The sequence below is a fragment of the Trueperaceae bacterium genome, assembly GCA_036381035.1.
In the GTDB taxonomy this organism is placed as follows: Bacteria; Deinococcota; Deinococci; order Deinococcales; family Trueperaceae; genus DASRWD01.
This window is the reverse complement of the sequence record DASVDQ010000109.1, coordinates 48,869-67,427: the sequence shown is the minus strand read 5'-3', so window position 1 is coordinate 67,427 and position 18,559 is coordinate 48,869. Positions and strand designations below refer to the sequence as shown.

Below are 18,559 nucleotides of genomic sequence, written 5' to 3'. Positions count from 1 at the left end.
TCGGCCGTATGATCGCTGACGTGAAGGCGGCGCTCGTCTCCTACCTACCGCTCGTCGTCGTCACGTTCGTCGTGGCCCTGACCGCCGTCGCCAGCCTCGTCCCCTACGTGCGCGCGTTCGCGCACCGCATCAAGGCCGTCCAGGTGGGCGGCTCCACCCACGGCGGCGGCGTCCGCCAGCACGCCGGCGCCGTGCCGAACATCGGCGGCATCGCGATCCTCGGCGGCTTCCTGATCGCCCTCATCGCCGGCAGCCTCGTCGCCCCCGACGTCATCGACGCCTACCGCGTCGAGCTGCTGGCCGTCGCCCTCGGCGGTGCGCTGATGACGCTGGTGGGCTTCCTCGACGACATGTGGGAGGTGGGCCCCGCGCTGCGCCTGGCCGCGCAGGCGGTGGCGGCCGGGATCCTAGTCGTCAACGGCGTGCGCATCGGCTTCGTCACCGACTACTTCGGCGACTCCTCCTACCTGTTCCTCTCCGAGGGGCTGGCCGTGGCCGTGACGCTCCTGTGGGTCATCGGCTTCACGAACGCCTTCAACTTCATCGACGGCCTCGACGGCCTCTCGTCCGGCATCGCGGCGATCTCGAGCTTCAGCCTGCTGGCCGTGGCCGTGCAGTTCGACGACCGCGGCGCGGCCGTGCTGCTGCTCGCGGCGCTGGGCGGCGCGGCGCTGGGGTTCCTGCGGCACAACTTCGGCCCGGCCACGATCATCATGGGCGACTCCGGCGCGTACCTGCTGGGCTACGTCCTCGCCGCCGTGAGCGTGATCGGCGCCCTCAAGGTCACGGCCGCCGTCTCCGTCGTCGCGCCGATCCTCGTGCTCGCCCTGCCCGTCGTGAACATCACCCAGGTCACGGTGAGGCGCCTGCGCCGCGGGGCGAACCCGGCCCGGGCGAACAACGACCACATCCACGACATGCTGCGCGAGCGCTCGGGCTCTAAGCGCGGCACCGTGATCCTCCTCTGGAGCGCGACGCTGGCGCTGGGCGTCGCCGGCATGCTGCTCTCCTCGACGCCGCCCGCCCTCACGCTCGTCACCCTCGTGCTGACCGTCGTGCTGATCGCCGCCGTCTCGCTGGCCCGCCTCGCCGAGGTGCGACGCGAGGGCGCGACCGCGTGAGCGCGGCGCCGCCGGCCGCGGCGTCGGCCGCCCGCCCGCGCGTGGTCGTGGCGTTCGGCACGCGGCCCGAGGCGAACAAGATGGCCCCGGTGGTCGCGGCACTCAAGCGCTCGGGTCTCTTCGAGGTGCTGACGCTCGTCACCGGTCAGCACCGCGAGCAGCTCGACGCCTCTCTGGCCACGTTCGGCATGGGCACCGACGCCGACCTGAACGTGATGACGGACAGGCAGACGCTGCCGGAGCTGGTCGGGCGCATCACGCCGGCGGCGGCGGCGGCGCTGAAGGCGCTGCGCTCCGAGTACGTGCTGGTGCACGGCGACACCACGACGACGTTCTGCGTGGCGTTCGCGGCCTTCCTCGAGGGCGCCCGCGTGGCGCACGTCGAGGCCGGCCTGCGCAGCTTCGACATGAGCCAACCTTTCCCCGAGGAGGCGAACAGGCGCCTCACCGACGTCCTCACCGACATGGACCTGCCGCCGACCGAGGGCGCGCGGGACAACCTGCTCAAGGAGGGCAAGGACCCGGAGCGCATGGTCGTGACGGGCAACACGGCCGTGGACGCCGTGGTCCTCAGCCGCCGGCGCGCGCGCCTGCCGGAGGGCCTGCCCGCGGAGAACCTCGTGGCCGTGACGATGCACCGGCGCGAGAACCTCCCCGTGATGCGCGAGCTGGCCGCGGCGCTGGCGTCCGTGGCGCGGGCCCACCCCGAGCTGACCTTCGTCTACCCCGTGCACCTCAACCCGGCGGTGCGCGAGGCCGTGTGGCCCGCCCTCGAGGCGGTGCCGAACTTCAGGCTCATGGACCCGGTCGACTACCTGTCGATGGTCGCGCTCCTCGACCGCTCGGTCCTCGTCATCACCGACTCGGGCGGCATCCAGGAGGAGGGCGCGGCGCTGGGGCGCCCCGTGGCGGTACTGCGCAACGTCACCGAGAGGCCCGAGGGCCTGGGCGGCGTGCTGCGGCTCGTCGGCAACGACCCGGCCCGCGTCGAGGAGCGCCTGCTGGCCCTGCTCGGCGACGAGGCCGAGCTGGCGCGCATGCGCGCCGCGCCGAACCCCTACGGCGACGGTCGCGCCTCGGAGCGCATCGCGCAGGCGGTGGCCTGGCGCTTCGGGCTGGCGGAGCGGCCGGAGGACTGGCGCATGGAGGGCAGTCTGTGACCCAGGTCGAGGACGCCGGCGTGCCGCGCGCCGACGGAGCGCCGCGGACCTCCCACGACGTGGCGCGACCCGCGGGCGCTGTTCCGGGGCCGGCCTGGCACGAGGTCGAGCACGTCCTGCGGTTCGGCCGCCCGCTCCCCGGCGGGGGCACCGAGCTGCGCTGGCGCGGCGCCGCCCTCATGGGCGTCGTGAACGTGACCCCCGACAGCTTCTCCGACGGCGGCGCGACCTTCACGAGCGGCGACGCCGTGGCCGCCGGCCTGCGCCTGGCCGCCGAGGGGGCCATGATCGTCGACGTCGGCGGCGAGTCGACGCGGCCCGGCGCCGCGCCGGTGGACGCCGACGAGGAGAGGCGCCGGGTGCTCCCCGTCGTCGAGGCGCTGGCGGGCGCGGGCGTGGTCGTGAGCGTCGACACCCGCAAGCCCGAGGTCGCGTCGGCGGCGCTCGCCGCGGGCGCGGCGCTCGTCAACGACGTCTCCGGCCTCCGCGAACCCCGGATGGTCGACGTGTGCGCGCGGGCCGGGGCCCCGGCGGTGATCATGCACATGCTCGGCGAACCGCGGACGATGCAGCGGGACCCGCGCTACGGCGACGTCGTCGCGGAGGTGAGCGCGTACCTCCTCGCCGCGGCCGAGCGTGCGCTGGCCGCCGGCGTGCCCGGCGTCGTCCTCGACGTGGGCCTGGGCTTCGGCAAGACACTCGAGCACAACCTGGCGCTCCTCAACGCCACCGGACGGCTCGCCGCCCACGGCCACCCCGTGCTCGTGGGCGCCTCGCGCAAGTCGTTCCTCGGCAGGCTCACCGGCGTGGAGCGCCCCGCCGACAGGCTCGGCGCCACCATCGCCGCCCACCTCCACGCAGCGCGCCTCGGCGCGGCCCTGCTGCGCGTGCACGACGTCGAGCCGCACCGCCAGGCGCTGTCCGTGACCGCGGCGCTGGAGGCGCGCTCGTGAGCGCGGGACCACGGCGGTCGGCCGGGGGCCGCGCCCGGGAGGCCCTGCCGTGAGCGGAACGGCCGACGACCTCGTCACCGTGACGCTCGAGGGCATGGAGTTCTACGCCTTCCACGGGGTGCACGACTACGAGCTGGAGCGCGGCGCCCGGTTCGTCGTCGACCTCGCGCTGCGCCTGCCGCCGCCCCGGCGCGACGCGCTGGCGGAGGCCGCCGACTACGCCCGCGTCTACCGCCTCGTGGCCGCCGTCGTCACCGGCAAGCGCTTCAAGCTGATCGAGTCGGTGGCCGCCGCCGTGGCGGACGCCGTGCTCGACGCGGAGCCGCGCGTCGTGGCCGTGAGGGTGAGGGTGCACAAGCCCCACGCGCCGCTGCCGGGCGTCGTGCGCGACGTCCATTGCGAGCTCGAGAGGCGTCGTGCCTGAGGGAGCCCCGCCGCGCGGGGACGAGGGGGCCGCGCCGCGAGGCGACGAGGCGTTGGCCTGGGTGGCGCTAGGCGGCAACGTCGGCGACAGCCACGCCGCGCTGCGCCGGGCGCTCGACGAGCTGCGGGGCCTCGGCGAGGTCGTCGCCCGCTCCTCGCTCTACCGCACGGCGCCGGTGGGCGGCCCGCCCGGCCAGCCCGACTACCTCAACGCGGTCGTGGCGCTGCGCACGGCGCTCTCGACGCACGCGCTGCTCAGGGCGCTGCTCGACATCGAGGAGCGCCTCGGGCGGGTGAGGCGGGAGCGCTGGGGTCCGCGCGTGATCGACCTCGACCTGCTCGCCCACGGCGACGCGAACGTCGACGACCCCGTCGCCACGGTCCCGCACCCCCGCCTCCACCACAGGGCCTTCGTGCTCGTGCCGCTGCGCGAGGTCGACCCGCGGTGGCGTCACCCGGTCACCGGGGAGACGGCCGAGGAGATGCTGGCGCGCCTCGACGCCTCCGGCGTCGAGCGCACCGACCTGCCGTGGTGAGGCGCGCCGGGTAGTATCGCCCTCCGATGCGCCTGTTCGCCATCGCCGACCCCCACCTCTCGCGGGCGCAGCCCAAGCCGATGGACGTCTTCGGCGGCAACTGGGAGGGTCACCCGCAGGCGTTCTTCGACCGCTGGCGCGAGACGGTGGGGGAGGGCGACCTCGTGCTCGTGCCCGGCGACGTCTCCTGGGCGATGCGGCTCGAGGAGGCGCTGCTCGACCTCGCGGACATCGCGGCCCTGCCCGGCCGCAAGGTCCTGCTGCGCGGCAACCACGACTACTGGTGGCCCTCGATAAGCAAGCTCAGGCGCGTGCTGCCCGAGGGCATGTACGCCGTCCAGAACGACGCGCTCGCGGTGGACGGGGTGGTCGTCGCCGGCACCCGCGGCTGGGTCTGCCCCGGCAGCCGCGGCTTCACCGCCGAGGACGAGAAGGTCTACAGGCGGGAGGTCGAGAGGCTGAGCCTCTCGCTGCAGGCGGCGCGGCGGCTCGAGGGGCGCTACCGGGTCGTGATGCTGCACTTCCCGCCCACGAACACGCGGCTCGAGCCGAGCGGCTTCACGCGGCTGATCGCGGAGTACGCGCCCGACGCGCTCGTGTTCGGGCACGTCCACGGCGAGGAGCCGGTGCTGACGAGCCTCGACGGCGTGGCCGTGCACTTCGTCGCCGCCGACGCCCTGGGCTTCCGTCCCCGGCTGATCGCCGACCTGGGCGGGTAGAGTCGCGTGGACATGGACAGCACGTCGCCCGGCAGCGAGAGCGTGCTCGTCGTGAACGCCGGCAGCTCGAGCCTGAAGGTGAGGGCCTACCCGTCCGGCGCCAGGCGGCACGTCGAGCGCATCGGCGAGGACGGCGCCAGCCACGAGTCGGCGCTGGAGGAGTGCCTGGCCTCGCTCGCCGCGGAGGCGGGCTTCGACGAGCCGCGGGTGGTGGGCCACCGCGTCGTCCACGGCGGCACCCGCTACACGGCGCCGACCGTCGTCGACGACGAGGTGGAGGCCGGCATCGCCGCCCTCTGCGACCTGGCGCCGCTGCACAACCCGGCGAACCTGGCGGCCCTGCGCGCGGCCCGTCGCCTGCTGCCCGCGGCGACCCACGTGGCCGTCTTCGACACCGCCTTCCACGCCACGCTGCCCCGCCGCGCCTACCTCTACGGCCTGCCTCCCGAGTACGCCGCCCGCGGCCTGCGGCGCTACGGCTTCCACGGCACCAGCCACGACTACGTGACGCGCGAGGCGGCGCGCCTCCTCGGGCGGCGGCGCGAGGAGCTGCGCCTCGTCTCCCTGCACCTCGGCAACGGCGCCTCCGGCGCGGCGGTCGACCACGGCGCGGTCGTCGACACGAGCATGGGCTTCACGCCGCTGGAGGGCCTGCTGATGGGCACGCGCAGCGGCGACGTCGACCCCGGCCTCGTCCTGCACCTGCTGCGGGAGGGCATGGGCGTCGACGAGCTCGACGAGCTCCTGAACCGCGGCTCCGGCCTGGCCGGCATGTCGGGCGTGGGCAACGACATGCGCGACGTCAGGTCGGCGGCGGCGGCCGGCTCCGACGCGGCGGCCGCGGCGCTCGAGGTGTACGCCTACCGGGTCCGCAAGCTCGTGGGCGCCTACGCCGCCGCGATGGGGGGCGTCGACGCCGTCGTGTTCACGGGCGGCGTCGGCGAGAACGACGCGGCCACGCGGGCGGCCGCGCTCGAGGGGCTGGAGCACCTCGGCGTGCGGCTCGACCCGGACGCCAACCACGCGGGCGGGCCGGTGATCAGCGCGCCGGGCAGCGCCGTGGCGGTGCTCGTCGTGCGCACCGACGAGGAGGTCATGATCGCGGCGCAGGCCGTCGAGGCCGCGCGCCGCGCGGGAGGTAGCGCGAGTTGAGCACCTTGGGGATAGACCTGGGCGGCACGAAGATCCTGGCGGCGGTCGTCGACGACGGGCGCGTCCTCGACCGCGTGCGCGTCGCCACGCCGCAGACGGGCTTCGACGACGTGGTGGCGGCGATGGCCGGCGCCGCGCGCGAGCTGCTCTCCCGCGGCCACGAGGTCGTGGCCGTCGGCGTCGGCTCGCCCGGTCCGCTGGACCACGCCCGCGGACGCGTCGTGTTCGCCCCGAACATCGCCGGCATGGTCGACGCGCCGGTCGTCGAGGCGCTCGGGGAGGCCCTCGGCCTGCCCGTGGAGCTGGAGAACGACGCCAACGCCGCGGGCTTCGCCGAGCACCTCTACGGCGCGGCCCGCGACCTCGAGTCGAGCGTCTACGTCACGCTCTCGACCGGCATCGGCGGCGGGCTGTTCGTCGGCGAGACGCTGGTGCGCGGCGCGCACGGCCTGGGCGGCGAGATCGGGCACGTCACGATGCTGCCCGGCGGGCCCATGGGGGGCGACGGCCACACGGGCAGCCTCGAGGCCATCGCCGGCGGGCGGGCGATCGCCCGCGACGCCACCTTCGCCTACGGCCGGCCCATGACCGCGGTCGAGGTGTTCGAGAGGGCCCGCGCCGGCGAGCGCATGGCCCTCGGCATCGTCGACAACGCCGCCACCTTCGCGGGGATCGGTCTGGCGAACCTCCAGAAGGTGTTCGACCCGGAGGCGTTCGTGCTGGGCGGGGGCCTGACGGCGGCGGGGGAGTTCTACCTGGGCCGCGTCAAGGAGGCGGCCAGGAGGTACCTGGAGGGCTTCTGCGAGCCGGAGTTCCGCCTGGCGGTGCTCGGGGGAGACGCCGGCGCGATCGGCGCCGCGTCCGTGGCCGAGCGCGCCTTCAGGCCACGCCGGTGACGCCGCCCTCGTGGGCGTGGACGGTGGCCAGTCGACCGAGCGTCTCCGCCGCCACCAGCGAGAGCTCGGCGTCGGGCGCCGCCGCGCGGGCGTGGGCGATCACCGGCCGGGCGTCGACGGCCACGCTGCCGTGGCGCCGCAGCCGCGCGATCACGGCGTCGGCGCGCCAGTCGCGCCCGATGAGCGCCTTGAACGCCAGCAGCGCGCCGCGCCTGCCGGCGGCGGGCTCGCCGACCTCCTCGCCGGGCCGGCGGACGACGAGCTCCTCCGGCAGGCCCGCGAGGGCCTCGTAGACGGCGTCGATGACGTCGTCGAGCAGGTGGGCCCCCGACACGAGCGCCAGCGCGGGACCCTCGGCCTCCTCGACGAGGTCCTCGTCCGGGTCGAGGGGGTCCACGCCGGCGTAGAGGCGCGCGAGGCGCTCCGGCAGGTTGTTGTAGCGGTAGAGGCTGTCCTCGACCGCGGCCGGCAGCGCCACCAGGGCGAGGCGCGCCCCGGCCCTCTCCAGGGCCAGCAGGTCCGCCAGCTCGCCGCCCGTGGCGGTCGGGAGGTGCGCCACCGTGCCGGCGGGGAACGCGAGGGCGCGGTTCACGACCAGACTCTACCCGCGGCTTCGGCGGGTCGCGGTAGAGTCGGCGCGTGACTGCCGCCGCCGACGCCATCGGCACGCGCCGGACGGGCTGGACGTGGCTCACCGTGGCCGGAGCGCTCCTCGTGGGGGCCCTCGTCGTCACGGCACTCAACCTCCGCGGCTACTTCGACGTGCCCGAGGTGCGCCTGCCGGAGGTCGTCGGCATGCGCCACGACGAGGCCGCGCAGGTGCTCAGGCGGATGGGCCTCGAGCCCGTGACCTTCATCGAGCAGGTGGCGGGCGCCGCGCCCGACACCGTCACCTCGCAGTCCCCCGCGCCCGGGGCCACGGTCAGGCGCGGGCGCACCGTGCACCTGGGCGTGAACGCCGTGGGGGCCGCGGCGCGCGTGCCCGACCTCACCGGCATGCTGGAGGCCGACGCCAGGCGCCGGGTGAGCGAGCTGAACCTCCCCCTGGGGACGACGGTCTACGAGGCCAGCGACCGACCCGTGGGCACCGTCATCGGCCAGGCGCCCGAGGGCGGCGCCCAGCTCGCGTCCGGCGAGGAGCTGTCGCTCGTCGTCAGCCGCGGGCGCGACCTCCCGCGCGTGGTCGTGCCGGACCTCAAGGGCTTGCCCGCGGACGAGGCCGTGAAGCGGCTCGAGGAGCTCGGCTTCCACAGGATCGAGAGGGTCGCGACCAGCGTGAGCTTCACCGGCGCGGGCGACGTCGTCTCGACGTGGCCGCCCGCCGGCGCGGAGGTCGTGACCAGCACGCCCGTCACCGTGAACTACGCGCTCTCGTCGCGCAACGTCGTCGAGGTGCCGGACGTCGTCGGCCTGCCGCAGTGGCGGGCGCAGCTCGCGCTGCGCGCCGCGCAGCTCCTCGTCGGGCAGGTGACGTACGTCGACGACCCCGCCAGGCCTGAGGGCGTGGTCGAGGTCCAGCCCACCGGCTACACCCTGCCGGGCACCCCGGTGCTGCTCACCGTGAACGGACGCCCCGCCGACTCGCCGCTGCTGCCCGACCTCGGCCTGCCCGGCCAGCGCGACGACGTCCTGGGCGGCCCGGGCGGCCAGCGTCCCGGCGCCGGCGGCGGCGAGGGCCCCGCTGGGGGCGGGCCGTCGGTGCAGGCGGGCGACGGCAGCCGCAGCATCCCCTTCACGTTCGACCCCACGTTCATGGGCGTGCGCCGCCTCCTCGAGCAGCCGTACCGGCTCGAGCTGGTCGTCAGCGACGACCGCGGCACCAGGAGCGTCTTCGACAGGCAGATGCAGCCGGGAGAGGTGGCCACGACCACGGTGACCGTCTACGGCGGCGACGCGCTCCTGCAGACGTACATCGACGGCGTCTTCTTCCAGGCCTGGCGTCCCTGAGGGCGGCGCGGTCGGGGTGGGGCACGGGGTCCTGAACGCGACGCGGTGCGGCGCGGGGGAGCGCGACGGGTCGCCGCCTCCGGCTCCGTCAGGGGCGCAGGACGGGTTCGGTATACTCGCATGACAGAGGCATGAGACCAGCGGGGGCACGGCCGCCGCGCGTAGGAGGAGACCTGTGAGCGAGCCCGACATCACCCCGCTTGCGCGGCGGCTGGCGGAGCAGAACAACGTCGACTGGCGCCGGCTGCAGGGCTCGGGTGACGGCGGCCGGATCGTGGAGCGCGACGTCCTCGACTACCTCGCGCGCGTGATGGCGGGCGAGGAGGCCGTGGACCCCACGCCGGAGCCGCTCCCCGAAGGCATGGACGCCTGGCCGGAGCAGGACATCGCCACCGTGAGGCAGGGCGTCGGTGAGGCCGCCACGCTCGGCGAGCTCAGGCACGAGATCGGCAGCGCGGTGCGCGAGGAGCCGGCCGCCGTCGACGAGGACGTCTTCCTCTTCGACGACGAGCCGGAGGCGGCCGAGACGCCGGCTCCCGCCCCCGCTCCCGCGCCCCGGGAGGGCGCGGCGCCCACGGCGGCCGACGACCTCGACGACCTGCTCGTCTCCGGCGACGAGCCCCTGCCCGTCGACGACGGCGCCGGGCGGGACGACGCGCTCGGGCCCGCGCCGGCGCCTGGCGCCGCCGCGGCGCCGGCACAGGGCGCCGAGGAGGCCTGGGGCGAGGGCATCCACCTCGGCGAGCCAAGCCCGCGGGAGGAGACGCCCCCTTCCGACATCTGGGGCGAGCCCGTCGGCCGGACGAGCGACGACGTCGACCTCTTCGCCGTCTCGAGCGAGGCGGAGGAGGGCGCCTCCGGAGGGGACGCGGGCAGCGATGCCGACCTGTGGGCCGCGCCGGAAGAGCCGGGCGCGCCGGCCGGGGCCGCGGCGTCCGCCGACGAGACGTGGGCCGAGGCGCCCGCGGAGCGCGGCGACTCGCCTTACGACGCCTGGTCCGCCGGTCCCTCGTGGGAGCCGGCGGGGACCGGCGAGGGCCCCGCGGAGGGCGGGGGCCGGACGGGCGACGCGGACGACGGCGGCATGCCGCAGGTCGGCGGGGACGCCGGCCAGGTGGGGGCGGCTGACGATGGTCATGCCCTGGAGGACGTCGGGGCCGCGGGCGACCGCGCGGCCGCCGAGGGAGCGGGAGACGCCGGCGCGGTGGTCGGTGAGGAGGCCGCGCCGGTGGACGCCGCGGATGCGCCCGCGGACGCCGCGGCGGACCTGGAGAGCGGGCCCGGCGAGGTCGTCGCCGCGGTCGAGACGCCGGACGAGCTGGCGGGCGTGACCCAGGCGGGCTTCGAGGGCCTGCCGCTGGCGCGTCTGCGCCTGGCGCTCAGGCGACACGTCGACGTCAGCGCGCTGGCCGGCGCCCAGCTCGCCGTCTCGCAGGAGCTCGGCCACGAGGAGCCGCTGGGCGCGGCGCCGTTCGTGCTGCGGGCCGTGGCCAAGGCGGCCGCCGAGCTGGGCGGCGGGTTCGGCCAGGTGGCCCTGGCCGCGTTCGGCGACGGCGTGTCGCTGCGGCGCGTCGACGGTGCGGCCGACCGCCCGTTCGCCGAGATCGTCTCCGAGCTGGCCGGACCGGGCGTCGAGGAGGACGAGGCTGGCCTCGTCGTCGCCGACCTCAGCGGCCTCGACGTCGACGAGGTCGTCCTCGACCTCGACCTCCCCGTGCTGAGCCTGGGCAGGATCCTCTACGACAACCAGCGCGGCGGCTACAGGAGCACCCTGACCCTGGCCGGCGACCTGCCGGCCGAGACGGGCGCGCGGCTGCTCGCGCGCGTCGCCGAGCTCCTCGACTCGCCCGTCAGGCTGGTGATGTGAGGTAGGCCCGTCCGCCCTCGCCCCGTGGCGAGGCGGGTGGGTCGACCGGTCGGCGTGCCCGGAGGCGCGCGGCGCGCGCGCCGGCGCGCCGCTCTCGCGAGCTAGTCGGTCGACGCGGGGACCAGCAGGCTCAGGGCCAGGTAGGCCAGCGCCGCGGTGCCGAGCGTGAGCAGCGCGGCCGCCACGAAGACGGCGCGCACCGCGGCGGCGGGGTAGCCGAGGAACTCCCCGATCCCGGCGCATAGACCGGTCAGTACACGTCCGTGGCGGGCGCGCGCGAGGCGCGGGTGTCCCGGCGCGAGCCGCAGCTCGAGGCTCCCGCGGCGCGGGTCCAGAGCGTTGGCGTCTCGTGGTGCGTCGCTGCCCTGCACGGCGCGGCGAGTATAAGTCCGGCACGCTCGCGGTAACCTGGCCTGGTGACAGCGAGGGTAGACCCGGCGCGCAGGGAGGTGGTGGTGGCCGTCACCGGCGCGAGCGGCATGGCCTACGCCGTCGACCTCCTCCGGTGCCTCCGCGACGCGGCCGTCCACATCCACCTGGTCGTCACCGCCGGCGCCAAGCGCGTCCTGCCGACGGAGCTCGACGGCGGCCTGGAGGCCCTCACCTCGCTGGCCTCCGAGGTGCACAAGGACAGCGACAGCGGCGCCCCGATCGCCTCGGGCAGCCACAGGTTCGAGGCCATGGTCGTCGTGCCTTGCAGCGCCGGCACGCTGGCGAAGGTGGCGCACGGCCTCACCGACAACCTCACCTCGCGCGCCGCCCACGTGGCGCTGAAGGAGCGCCGCAAGCTCGTACTCGTCGTGCGGGAGGCCCCCTACTCCCGCCCGATGCTCGAGAACATGCTGGCCGCCGACGCGGCCGGCGCCGTCGTCATGCCCGCCTCGCCGGGCTTCTACCACCGGCCCGCGTCGGTGGACGACCTCGTCGGCAGCGTGACGGCCCGCGTGCTCGACCACCTGGGCGTCGAGCACGCGCGGGTCCCGCGGTGGGGTGAGTGAGCGTGGGCGCGAGGGTCGCCGCCCTCCTGGCCGCCGCCGGGCGGGGCACGCGCCTCGGCCGCGGGCCCAAGGCGCTCGTCGAGGTCGCCGGCAGTACGCTCCTCGACCTGGCCCTCGACGCGCTGGCCCCGCACGTCGACGAGGTCGTCGTGGCCGTGCCGCCGGGCGCGCTGGCCGCTTGGCCCCGCCGCCCCGGCGCCGTCTACGTGGAGGGCGGCGAGACGCGCCAGGAGTCGGTGCGCGCGCTCGTCAGGGCGTCCACGGCGCGCCACGTGCTCGTGCACGACGTCGCCCGGCCGTTCCTGACCGGCGACGTGATCGCCCGCGTGCTCGCGGCGGCGCGCCGACACGGTGCGTCCACGGCGGCGCTGCCGGTCGCCGACACCGTCGTGACCGAGGCGGGCGAGGAGCTCGACCGGACGCTGCTGCGCGCCGTGCAGACGCCGCAGGGCTTCGAGCGCGCGCTGCTGCTCGCGGCCCACGAGGCGGCGGCCGCCGCGGGCGTCGCGGCCACCGACGACGCCGCGCTCGTCCGACGCCTGGGGCGGCAGGTGGCGCTGGTCGAGGGCAGTCCGCTCCTGATGAAGGTGACGCGGCCGGAGGACCTGCTGGTCGCCGAGGCGCTGGCGGCGAGGCTCGCCGTCGGCGCGACGCGGGGGCGATGACTGCCGGTAGGTCGCGGCGAGGCGAGGAGGCGGGCGGCGCCGACGGCGGCACCGCGGGCGCGACCGCCAGGGGCCCGGGCACCGTCGCGGGGGGCGCGTCCCCGACGGTCGCGGAGAGCGCGCCGGGCAAGGTGAACCTCGGCCTGGCCGTGCTGGCCAGGCGCGGCGACGGCTTCCACGAGATCGAGACCCTCTTCGCGCGCCTCGACCTGGCGGACGAGGTCGAGGCGACCCTGGCGCCGGAGCGGCCCGGCGAGGTGAGCCTCGTCGTGGACGCCGCGCCGTACCCCGGCGCCCCGGGGTGGTTCGAGCGCTCGGTCGCCGAGCTGCCGCCGGGCGAGGGGAACCTCGTCGCCCGAGCGGCGTCGGCCTACCTAGCGTCCTGGACGGCGAGCGTGGGCGCCCCGGCCCCCGGCGTCGCGCTGCGTCTCACGAAGCGCCTGCCCGTGTCCGCCGGGCTCGGCGGGGGCTCGTCCGACGCCGCCGCCGCGCTGCGCGCCCTGGAACGGCTCGTTCCCGGCGTGCCAGACCTCGGTGCGCTGGGCCTCGCGATCGGCTCCGACGTGCCGTTCTTCCTCTCGGGCGCGGACGCCGCCGTGGGTCGCGGACGCGGCGAGCGGCTCACGCCCGTCGCGGCCCCACGGCTCGACCTCGTGCTCGCCAAGCCCGAGCTCACGGTCTCGGCCGCCGAGGCCTACGGCGCGCTCGTCGGCTTCACGGGCCGGCTCAGGCACGTGGCGGCGCTGGAGGCCCTCGCGCGCGGCGCCGAGCCGGCCTGGCGCAACGGGCTGCAGGCCGGCGTGATGCGGGCGCACGTGGAGGTGCGCGAGCTGCTGGCCGAGCTCAGGTCGCTGGGCCTGCGCGGCGTGCTGATGGCCGGCAGCGGCCCCACCTGCTTCGGGGTCGCGGAGGGACCCGAGGCGGCCGCGGAGCTGGCCGCGGTGCTGCGCTCGCGCCGACCCGACCTCTGGGTGGCGGCGGCGCGCACGGGACCCGCCGACACGGAGCCGCGCGCCGGCTGAGCGTCCACCGCGATGCGCCGCGTCCGGGCCCGCCGCGGCGCCGCGTCCGGCGACGCTCGCCCGGAAGCCGCTAGCGGTCGCGCCTGGTGAAGGAGCGGCTGACCTCGACGTCCTCCTGGACCAGGAGGTCCTCGCCGGCGAGCGACTCGACGTGGTGCCTGAGCTCGTGCGTCAGCGTCTCCCACGCCTCCTCCTCCCAGTCGAAGTCGGGGTCGGCGTCGGCGATGGCCTTGAAGGAGCCGTAGTAGAGGGCGATGTGGCGGCCCAGCCCCTCGCTGCCGCCGAGGAACTGGTCGGGACCGGGGTCGAGGTACTCGCCCATGCGGAACACGTCCTCGTCGTAGCCCTCCTCGCGCTTGGCCTGCGGCAGGACGTGCACGCCCTGCAGGCCGCGCATGAACCGCTCTGGCACCTCGTCGACGAGGTCGGCGACGAGCTGGCGGAACTCCTCGAAGGTCACGACGCCGTCACCGCCTCCTCGAAGGTGTCGGGCGCGTCCCTGAGGCGCACCGGCGCGTGGTCGGCGGCGCTGGCGTAGGCGGCGAGGATCAGGCGCACGGCCTCGCGCCCGTCCTCGCCGGAGCACACGACCGGCCCCTCGCCGCGGACGGCCTGCACGAAGGCGATGACGTGCGCCGTGTGCGGCTTGTAGCCGCCGAACGTGTAGGTCGTGAGGTCGGTCTCGTCCCAGGTGCCGCCGGGCATCGACCGGTGGTAGTGCCGCAGCCAGGGCGGGCCGAAGCGGTTCGTGCTCTCCAGCGCGCCCTTCGTGCCGTAGATCCAGAACCCCTCCTCCCAGCCGGTGGCGGTCCACGCCGTCTCGATCGTGCCGATGGCGCCGTCGGCGAACTCCAGCGAGACGTTCGCCGTGTCCTCGACCTCGATGTCGTAGGCGAGGGTGGCGGTGCGGGCGAACACCTCGCGGACGCGCCCGCCGAAGAAGCGCGCCAGGTCGGCGAGGTGGCAGCCGTTGTCGAGGAGCGTGCCGCCGCCCGAGCTGGCCCTGGTGGCGAACGACGGGCGCACTCCGAGCCCGCCCCAGTCGTGCGCCTGCCGCAGGCGCAGGTGGGTCACGCGCCCGATGGCGCCGGCGAGGAGCAGCTCCTTGGCCTTGCGCGCCGGGCCGGAGGACCTGAGCTGGTGGTTGACGAAGAGGATCACGCCGGCGTCGCGGCAGGCGGCGATCATCTCGTCGGCCAGCGCGAGGTCGAGGGCGATGGGCTTCTCGACGAGGACGTGGACCCCGGACCTGGCCGCGGCCAGCGTGGCGGGGTGGTGCACGGCCGTGGGCGCGGCGATCGACACGGCGTCGATGCCGCCGGCGGCGAACAGCTCCTCGAAGTCGGCGTAGGTCCTGTCGACGCCCCAGGCGCTGGCGCGGGCGGCGAGCTGGACCGGGTTGACGTCGCAGAGGGCGACGACGTTGGCGCCAGCGGCGCGGTACCCGTCGAAGTGCGCCTGCGAGATGCTGCCGGTGCCGATTATCGCTACGCGCAACGGGTCGGCGACGGGCCTCACGGCTTGAGGACGTGCTCCTTCCCGGGGTTCGGGACGGGCTCGAAGGCCGCCGTGTTCGGGCAGGCGGAGTCGTCGCGCCTGAGCCGCGCGGCGGCGTACAGGGCGGCGTTCGCCACGATGCGCCTCACGACGGGGTGGTGGTAGGTGGGGTAGGTCTCGTGCCCCGGACGGAAGTAGACGACGCGTCCGTGTCCGCGCCGCCACGTCATGAGGCTGCGGAACACCTCGCCACCCTGGAACCACGAGATCATCAGCAGCTCGTCGGGGTCCGGGACGTCGAAGCGCTCCCCGTACATCTCCTCCGGCTCGATCTCGAAGTGGTCGGGTACGCCCGCGAGCAGCGGGTGGCCGGGCTGCAGGCTCCACAGGCGCTCCTTCTCGTCGGCCTCCCGCCACCTCAGCGAACCGTGCGTGCCGAGCAGGCGGAGGAACGGCTTCGAGAGGTGACCGGAGTGCAGGACGACGAGGCCCATGCCGGCGAGGACCGCCCGCTGCACGCGCTCGGCGACGGCGTCGGAGACCTCGCCGTGGGCCTTGTGGCCCCACCACAGCATGACGTCGGTGGCGTCCACGACCTCCTGCGACAGGCCGTGCTCCGGCTCGCGCAGGGTGGCGGTGCGCACCTCGGCCGCCGGCACGTGCTCGCGCACGGCGGCGGCGAGGGCGGCGTGGATCCCGTCGGGGTAGAGGCGGCGGACGCTCTCGACCTCCACCTCGTGGAGGAACTCGTTGTAGATGGTGACCCTCAAGGCGACCTGCCCATCACCGGGCGTCAGTCGGTCACGGCACCGACCGAGGCGCTGGATACGAGCTTGGCGTACTTCGCCAGCACGCCGGTAGTGTAGCGCGGCGGTGGCGGGCGCCACGCCGCACGCCGGCGCTCCAGCTCGGCGTCGTCGACCTCGAGCCTGATCAGGTTCTCGTCGGCGTCGATGGTGATGAGGTCGCCCTCCGCGACCAGCGCGATCGGCCCGCCCACGGCCGCCTCCGGCGCCACGTGGCCGACGACGAGTCCGTAGGTGCCGCCCGAGAAGCGCCCGTCGGTGACGAGCGCGACCGAGTCGCCCAGACCCTGCCCGATGATCGCGGAGGTCGGCGCCAGCATCTCGCGCATGCCCGGGCCGCCCTTCGGCCCCTCGTAGCGGATCACGACGACGTCGCCCGGCCTCACCTCGCGGCCGAGGATCGCCGCCATGGCGTCCTCCTCGCCGTCGTAGACGCGCGCGGGACCGGTGATGCGGCGCGAGCGCAGCCCCGTGGTCTTCGCGACCGCGCCCTCCGGCGCCAGGTTGCCGCGCAGCACGTTGAGGTGGCCGACGGGGTAGAGCGGCGCGGAGAGGGGCCGCACGACGTCCTGGCCGGCGGGCGGCTGGTTCGGGACGCCCACCAGGTTCTCGGCGACCGTCCTCCCGGTCACGGTGAGGCAGTCGCCGTGCAGCAGCCCGGCCTCGAGGAGCATGCGCATCACCAGCGGCACGCCGCCCACCGCGTGGAGGTCCGTGGCGACGTAGCGCCCCGAGGGCTTGAGGTCGCACAGCACGGGCGTGGTGCGGCGCAGCTCCTCGAAGTCGTCGATCGAGAGCGCCACGCCCAGCGAGTGCGCGATCGCGAGCAGGTGCAGCACGGCGTTCGTGCTGCCGCCGACGGCCATGACGACGCGGATCGCGTTCTCGAACGCCCGCCTGGTCATGATCCGCCGCGGCGTGAGGCCGAGCTCGACGAGCCTCACCACGGCCTCGCCGCTGGCGCGGGCGCTCTCCAGCTTCTCGTCGTCCTCGGCGGCCATCGTGCTCGAGTAGGGGAGGCTCATGCCCAGGGCCTCGATCGCCGAGGACATCGTGTTCGCGGTGTACATGCCGCCGCAGGAGCCCGGGCCGGGGCAGGCCGCCGCCTCGATCGCCCGCAGGGTCTCGAGCTCGATGCGCCCGGCGGCGTGCGCGCCCACCGCCTCGAAGACGCTGACGATCGTCAGGTCCTCGCCGGCCAGCCGGCCGGGCTTGATCGTGCCGCCGTAGACGTAGACGGACGGCACGTCGAGGCGCGCCAGGGCGATCATCCCGCCGGGCATGTTCTTGTCGCAGCCGCCCACCACGACCATGGCGTCCATGCTCTGCCCGCGGCCCACGGTCTCGATCGAGTCGGCGATGACCTCGCGCGACACCAGGCTGCACTTCATGCCCTCGGTGCCCATCGAGATGCCGTCGGAGACGGTGATCGTCCCGAACGTCTGCGGCATGCCGCCGGCCGCGCGGACGGCGTCCGCCGCCGCCTCGGCCAGGCGCCTGAGGCCGGCGTTGCACGGCGTGATCGTCGAGTGGCCGTCGGCGATGCCGACTATGGGCTTGCCGAAGTCGTGGTCGGAGAAGCCCACCGCCCGCAGCATCGCGCGGTTCGGCGCGCGCTCTGGCCCGCTGGTGACGACGGCGCTGCGGCGGTCGAGACGACGCTCAGCCATGGGCCACCGGCTCCTGTCGCGCGACTGCGGCCACGACCGCGTCGGTGAACGCGGCCGTGCCGCGCGTGCCGCCGAGGTCGACGGTCGGGTCGTCGGCCAGCGCCGCGGCGACGGCCGCCTCCAGCGCCGCGGCCGCCTCGGGGGCGCCCAGGCTGTGCCTCAGCATCATCGCGGCCGAGAGCATCGTGCCCGTGGGGTTGGCGATGCCCTGGCCGGCGATGTCCGGCGCGCTGCCGTGCACGGGCTCGTAGAGGCCGACCCGGCCGCCCAGGCTCGCCGACGGCAGCACGCCGAGGCTCCCGGGGATCACGGCCGCGAGGTCGGAGAGGATGTCGCCGAAGAGGTTGCCCATGACCAGCACGTCGAACGCTCCCGGGTCGCGCACGACCTGCATCGCCGCGTTGTCGACGTAGAGGTGGTTCAGCTCGACGTCGGGGAACTCGCGCTCGTGCACCTCGACGACGACGTCGCGCCAGAACTGCGAGACGTCGAGCACGTTGGCCTTGTCGACGTTCGTGACCCTGTTGCGGCGCGTGCGCGCGGTCTCGAAGGCCAGCCGGGCGATCCGCTCGACCTCGTGCCGCTCGTAGACCATCGTCGAGAGGCCCTGGTCCGGGCGGTTGTGAGACGGCCGGCCGAAGTAGATGCCGCCGGTGAGCTCGCGGAAGATCACCAGGTCGGTGGACCGCGCGCGCTCGGGGCGCAGGGGGGAGAGGCGCTCGAGTCCGGGGAAGACCTTCACCGGCCTGAGGTTCGCGAAGGCGCCGAGGTGGCGGCGCAGGGCGAGGATCGCCGTCTCGACGCGCTGCTCGCGGGGCAGGCGGTTCCAGGGGTGGTCGCCCACCGGCCCGCCGACGGAGCCGAGCAGGACGGCGTCGGCCCGCGTCACGGCCTCCCTCGTCGGCTCCGGGAACGCCGTGCCGTGCTCCGCGAGCGCGCCGCCGCCGAAAGGCAGGCGCCGGTACTCGAGCTCGAGGCCGTAGCGCTCGGCCACGGCGTCCAACGCCACCAGCGCGGCCTCGACGACCTCCGGGCCGACGAAGTCCCCGGGCAGGACGGCGATCGTCTTCTTGGCCGCCGTCACGGACGCGCCTCGCGTCGGCGGGAGGGGGCGGCGTTCACGGGCG

At 75.5% G+C, this 18,559-nt stretch carries 20 protein-coding genes; 13 read left to right on the top strand and 7 right to left on the bottom strand.

Annotated features, from left to right (window positions below):
- The first annotated feature begins 20 nt into the window (after positions 1 to 20).
- From VF202_13320 to VF202_13285, 8 genes are read left to right on the top strand one after another with little or no spacing between them, the layout of a single operon-like run.
- Positions 21 to 1,121: an MraY family glycosyltransferase gene (locus VF202_13320; GenBank protein HEX7041095.1), complete on the top strand. Its 1,101-nt coding sequence runs from the start codon at positions 21 to 23 to the stop codon at positions 1,119 to 1,121.
- Positions 1,118 to 2,281, top strand: a complete 1,164-nt coding sequence (wecB, locus tag VF202_13315; GenBank protein HEX7041094.1) for a UDP-N-acetylglucosamine 2-epimerase (non-hydrolyzing) — start codon at positions 1,118 to 1,120, stop codon at positions 2,279 to 2,281. Before VF202_13320 ends, wecB begins: the two co-directional genes overlap by 4 nt.
- On the top strand, positions 2,278 to 3,234 hold the full coding sequence (gene folP, locus VF202_13310) for a dihydropteroate synthase (protein ID HEX7041093.1): 957 nt from the start codon (positions 2,278 to 2,280) through the stop codon (positions 3,232 to 3,234). The genes wecB and folP overlap by 4 nt, the downstream gene beginning before the upstream one ends.
- Before the next feature lie 49 nt (positions 3,235 to 3,283).
- Positions 3,284 to 3,658 carry a dihydroneopterin aldolase gene (folB, locus tag VF202_13305; protein ID HEX7041092.1) on the top strand — a complete coding sequence of 125 codons (375 nt, stop codon included), beginning with the start codon at positions 3,284 to 3,286 and terminating at the stop codon, positions 3,656 to 3,658.
- On the top strand, positions 3,651 to 4,193 hold the full coding sequence (gene folK / locus VF202_13300) for a 2-amino-4-hydroxy-6-hydroxymethyldihydropteridine diphosphokinase (GenBank protein HEX7041091.1): 543 nt from the start codon (positions 3,651 to 3,653) through the stop codon (positions 4,191 to 4,193). Before folB ends, folK begins: the two co-directional genes overlap by 8 nt.
- Positions 4,194 to 4,219: 26 nt before the next feature.
- Entirely contained in the window at positions 4,220 to 4,912 is a 693-nt protein-coding gene (locus tag VF202_13295) for a metallophosphoesterase (GenBank protein HEX7041090.1), read from the top strand.
- Positions 4,913 to 4,924: 12 nt separating this feature from the next.
- Entirely contained in the window at positions 4,925 to 6,064 is a 1,140-nt protein-coding gene (locus tag VF202_13290) for an acetate/propionate family kinase (protein HEX7041089.1), read from the top strand.
- Entirely contained in the window at positions 6,061 to 6,960 is a 900-nt protein-coding gene (locus VF202_13285) for an ROK family protein (GenBank protein ID HEX7041088.1), read from the top strand. The genes VF202_13290 and VF202_13285 overlap by 4 nt, the downstream gene beginning before the upstream one ends.
- On the opposite strand, the gene VF202_13280 is transcribed toward VF202_13285, so the two are convergent.
- Positions 6,944 to 7,552, bottom strand: a complete 609-nt coding sequence (locus tag VF202_13280; protein HEX7041087.1) for a hypothetical protein — start codon at positions 7,550 to 7,552, stop codon at positions 6,944 to 6,946. The genes VF202_13285 and VF202_13280 overlap by 17 nt on opposite strands.
- A 47-nt stretch (positions 7,553 to 7,599) precedes the next feature.
- Here VF202_13280 and VF202_13275 point away from each other — a divergent pair, with 47 nt between their 5' ends.
- Both VF202_13275 and VF202_13270 read left to right on the top strand, forming a co-directional pair.
- Positions 7,600 to 8,907 (top strand): PASTA domain-containing protein, encoded by a 1,308-nt coding sequence (locus tag VF202_13275; GenBank protein ID HEX7041086.1) that lies wholly within the window; start codon positions 7,600 to 7,602, stop codon positions 8,905 to 8,907.
- 175 nt (positions 8,908 to 9,082) lie between these two features.
- Positions 9,083 to 10,774, top strand: coding sequence for an E3 binding domain-containing protein (locus tag VF202_13270; GenBank protein HEX7041085.1), 1,692 nt, complete (start codon positions 9,083 to 9,085; stop codon positions 10,772 to 10,774).
- Between the two features lie 101 nt (positions 10,775 to 10,875).
- Here VF202_13270 and VF202_13265 read toward each other — a convergent pair whose 3' ends face one another.
- Complete coding sequence (locus tag VF202_13265; GenBank protein HEX7041084.1) at positions 10,876 to 11,145, bottom strand: PspC domain-containing protein; 270 nt, start codon at positions 11,143 to 11,145, stop codon at positions 10,876 to 10,878.
- Between the two features lie 45 nt (positions 11,146 to 11,190).
- Between VF202_13265 and VF202_13260 the strand changes: the two genes are divergently transcribed.
- Genes VF202_13260 through VF202_13250 form a run of 3 tightly spaced genes read left to right on the top strand, consistent with a single transcriptional unit; the run spans position 11,191 to position 13,459 of the window.
- Positions 11,191 to 11,772 carry a UbiX family flavin prenyltransferase gene (locus VF202_13260; protein HEX7041083.1) on the top strand — a complete coding sequence of 194 codons (582 nt, stop codon included), beginning with the start codon at positions 11,191 to 11,193 and terminating at the stop codon, positions 11,770 to 11,772.
- Positions 11,769 to 12,437, top strand: coding sequence for a 2-C-methyl-D-erythritol 4-phosphate cytidylyltransferase (gene ispD, locus VF202_13255; protein HEX7041082.1), 669 nt, complete (start codon positions 11,769 to 11,771; stop codon positions 12,435 to 12,437). Before VF202_13260 ends, ispD begins: the two co-directional genes overlap by 4 nt.
- A complete protein-coding gene (locus VF202_13250) occupies positions 12,434 to 13,459 on the top strand; it encodes a hypothetical protein (GenBank protein ID HEX7041081.1) in 1,026 nt (341 codons plus the stop codon). Before ispD ends, VF202_13250 begins: the two co-directional genes overlap by 4 nt.
- A gap of 70 nt (positions 13,460 to 13,529) precedes the next feature.
- On the opposite strand, the gene VF202_13245 is transcribed toward VF202_13250, so the two are convergent.
- The 5 genes from VF202_13245 to leuB are packed head-to-tail and all read right to left on the bottom strand — an operon-like array spanning position 13,530 to position 18,516.
- On the bottom strand, positions 13,530 to 13,919 hold the full coding sequence (locus VF202_13245) for a metallopeptidase family protein (GenBank protein HEX7041080.1): 390 nt from the start codon (positions 13,917 to 13,919) through the stop codon (positions 13,530 to 13,532).
- Complete coding sequence (locus VF202_13240) at positions 13,916 to 14,977, bottom strand: Gfo/Idh/MocA family oxidoreductase (GenBank protein HEX7041079.1); 1,062 nt, start codon at positions 14,975 to 14,977, stop codon at positions 13,916 to 13,918. The genes VF202_13245 and VF202_13240 overlap by 4 nt, the downstream gene beginning before the upstream one ends.
- Complete coding sequence (locus VF202_13235; protein ID HEX7041078.1) at positions 14,974 to 15,726, bottom strand: ThuA domain-containing protein; 753 nt, start codon at positions 15,724 to 15,726, stop codon at positions 14,974 to 14,976. The genes VF202_13240 and VF202_13235 overlap by 4 nt, the downstream gene beginning before the upstream one ends.
- A gap of 23 nt (positions 15,727 to 15,749) precedes the next feature.
- A complete protein-coding gene (gene ilvD, locus VF202_13230; protein ID HEX7041077.1) occupies positions 15,750 to 17,432 on the bottom strand; it encodes a dihydroxy-acid dehydratase in 1,683 nt (560 codons plus the stop codon).
- A complete protein-coding gene (gene leuB / locus VF202_13225; protein ID HEX7041076.1) occupies positions 17,425 to 18,516 on the bottom strand; it encodes a 3-isopropylmalate dehydrogenase in 1,092 nt (363 codons plus the stop codon). Before leuB ends, ilvD begins: the two co-directional genes overlap by 8 nt.
- Between the last annotated feature and the right edge of the window lie 43 nt (positions 18,517 to 18,559).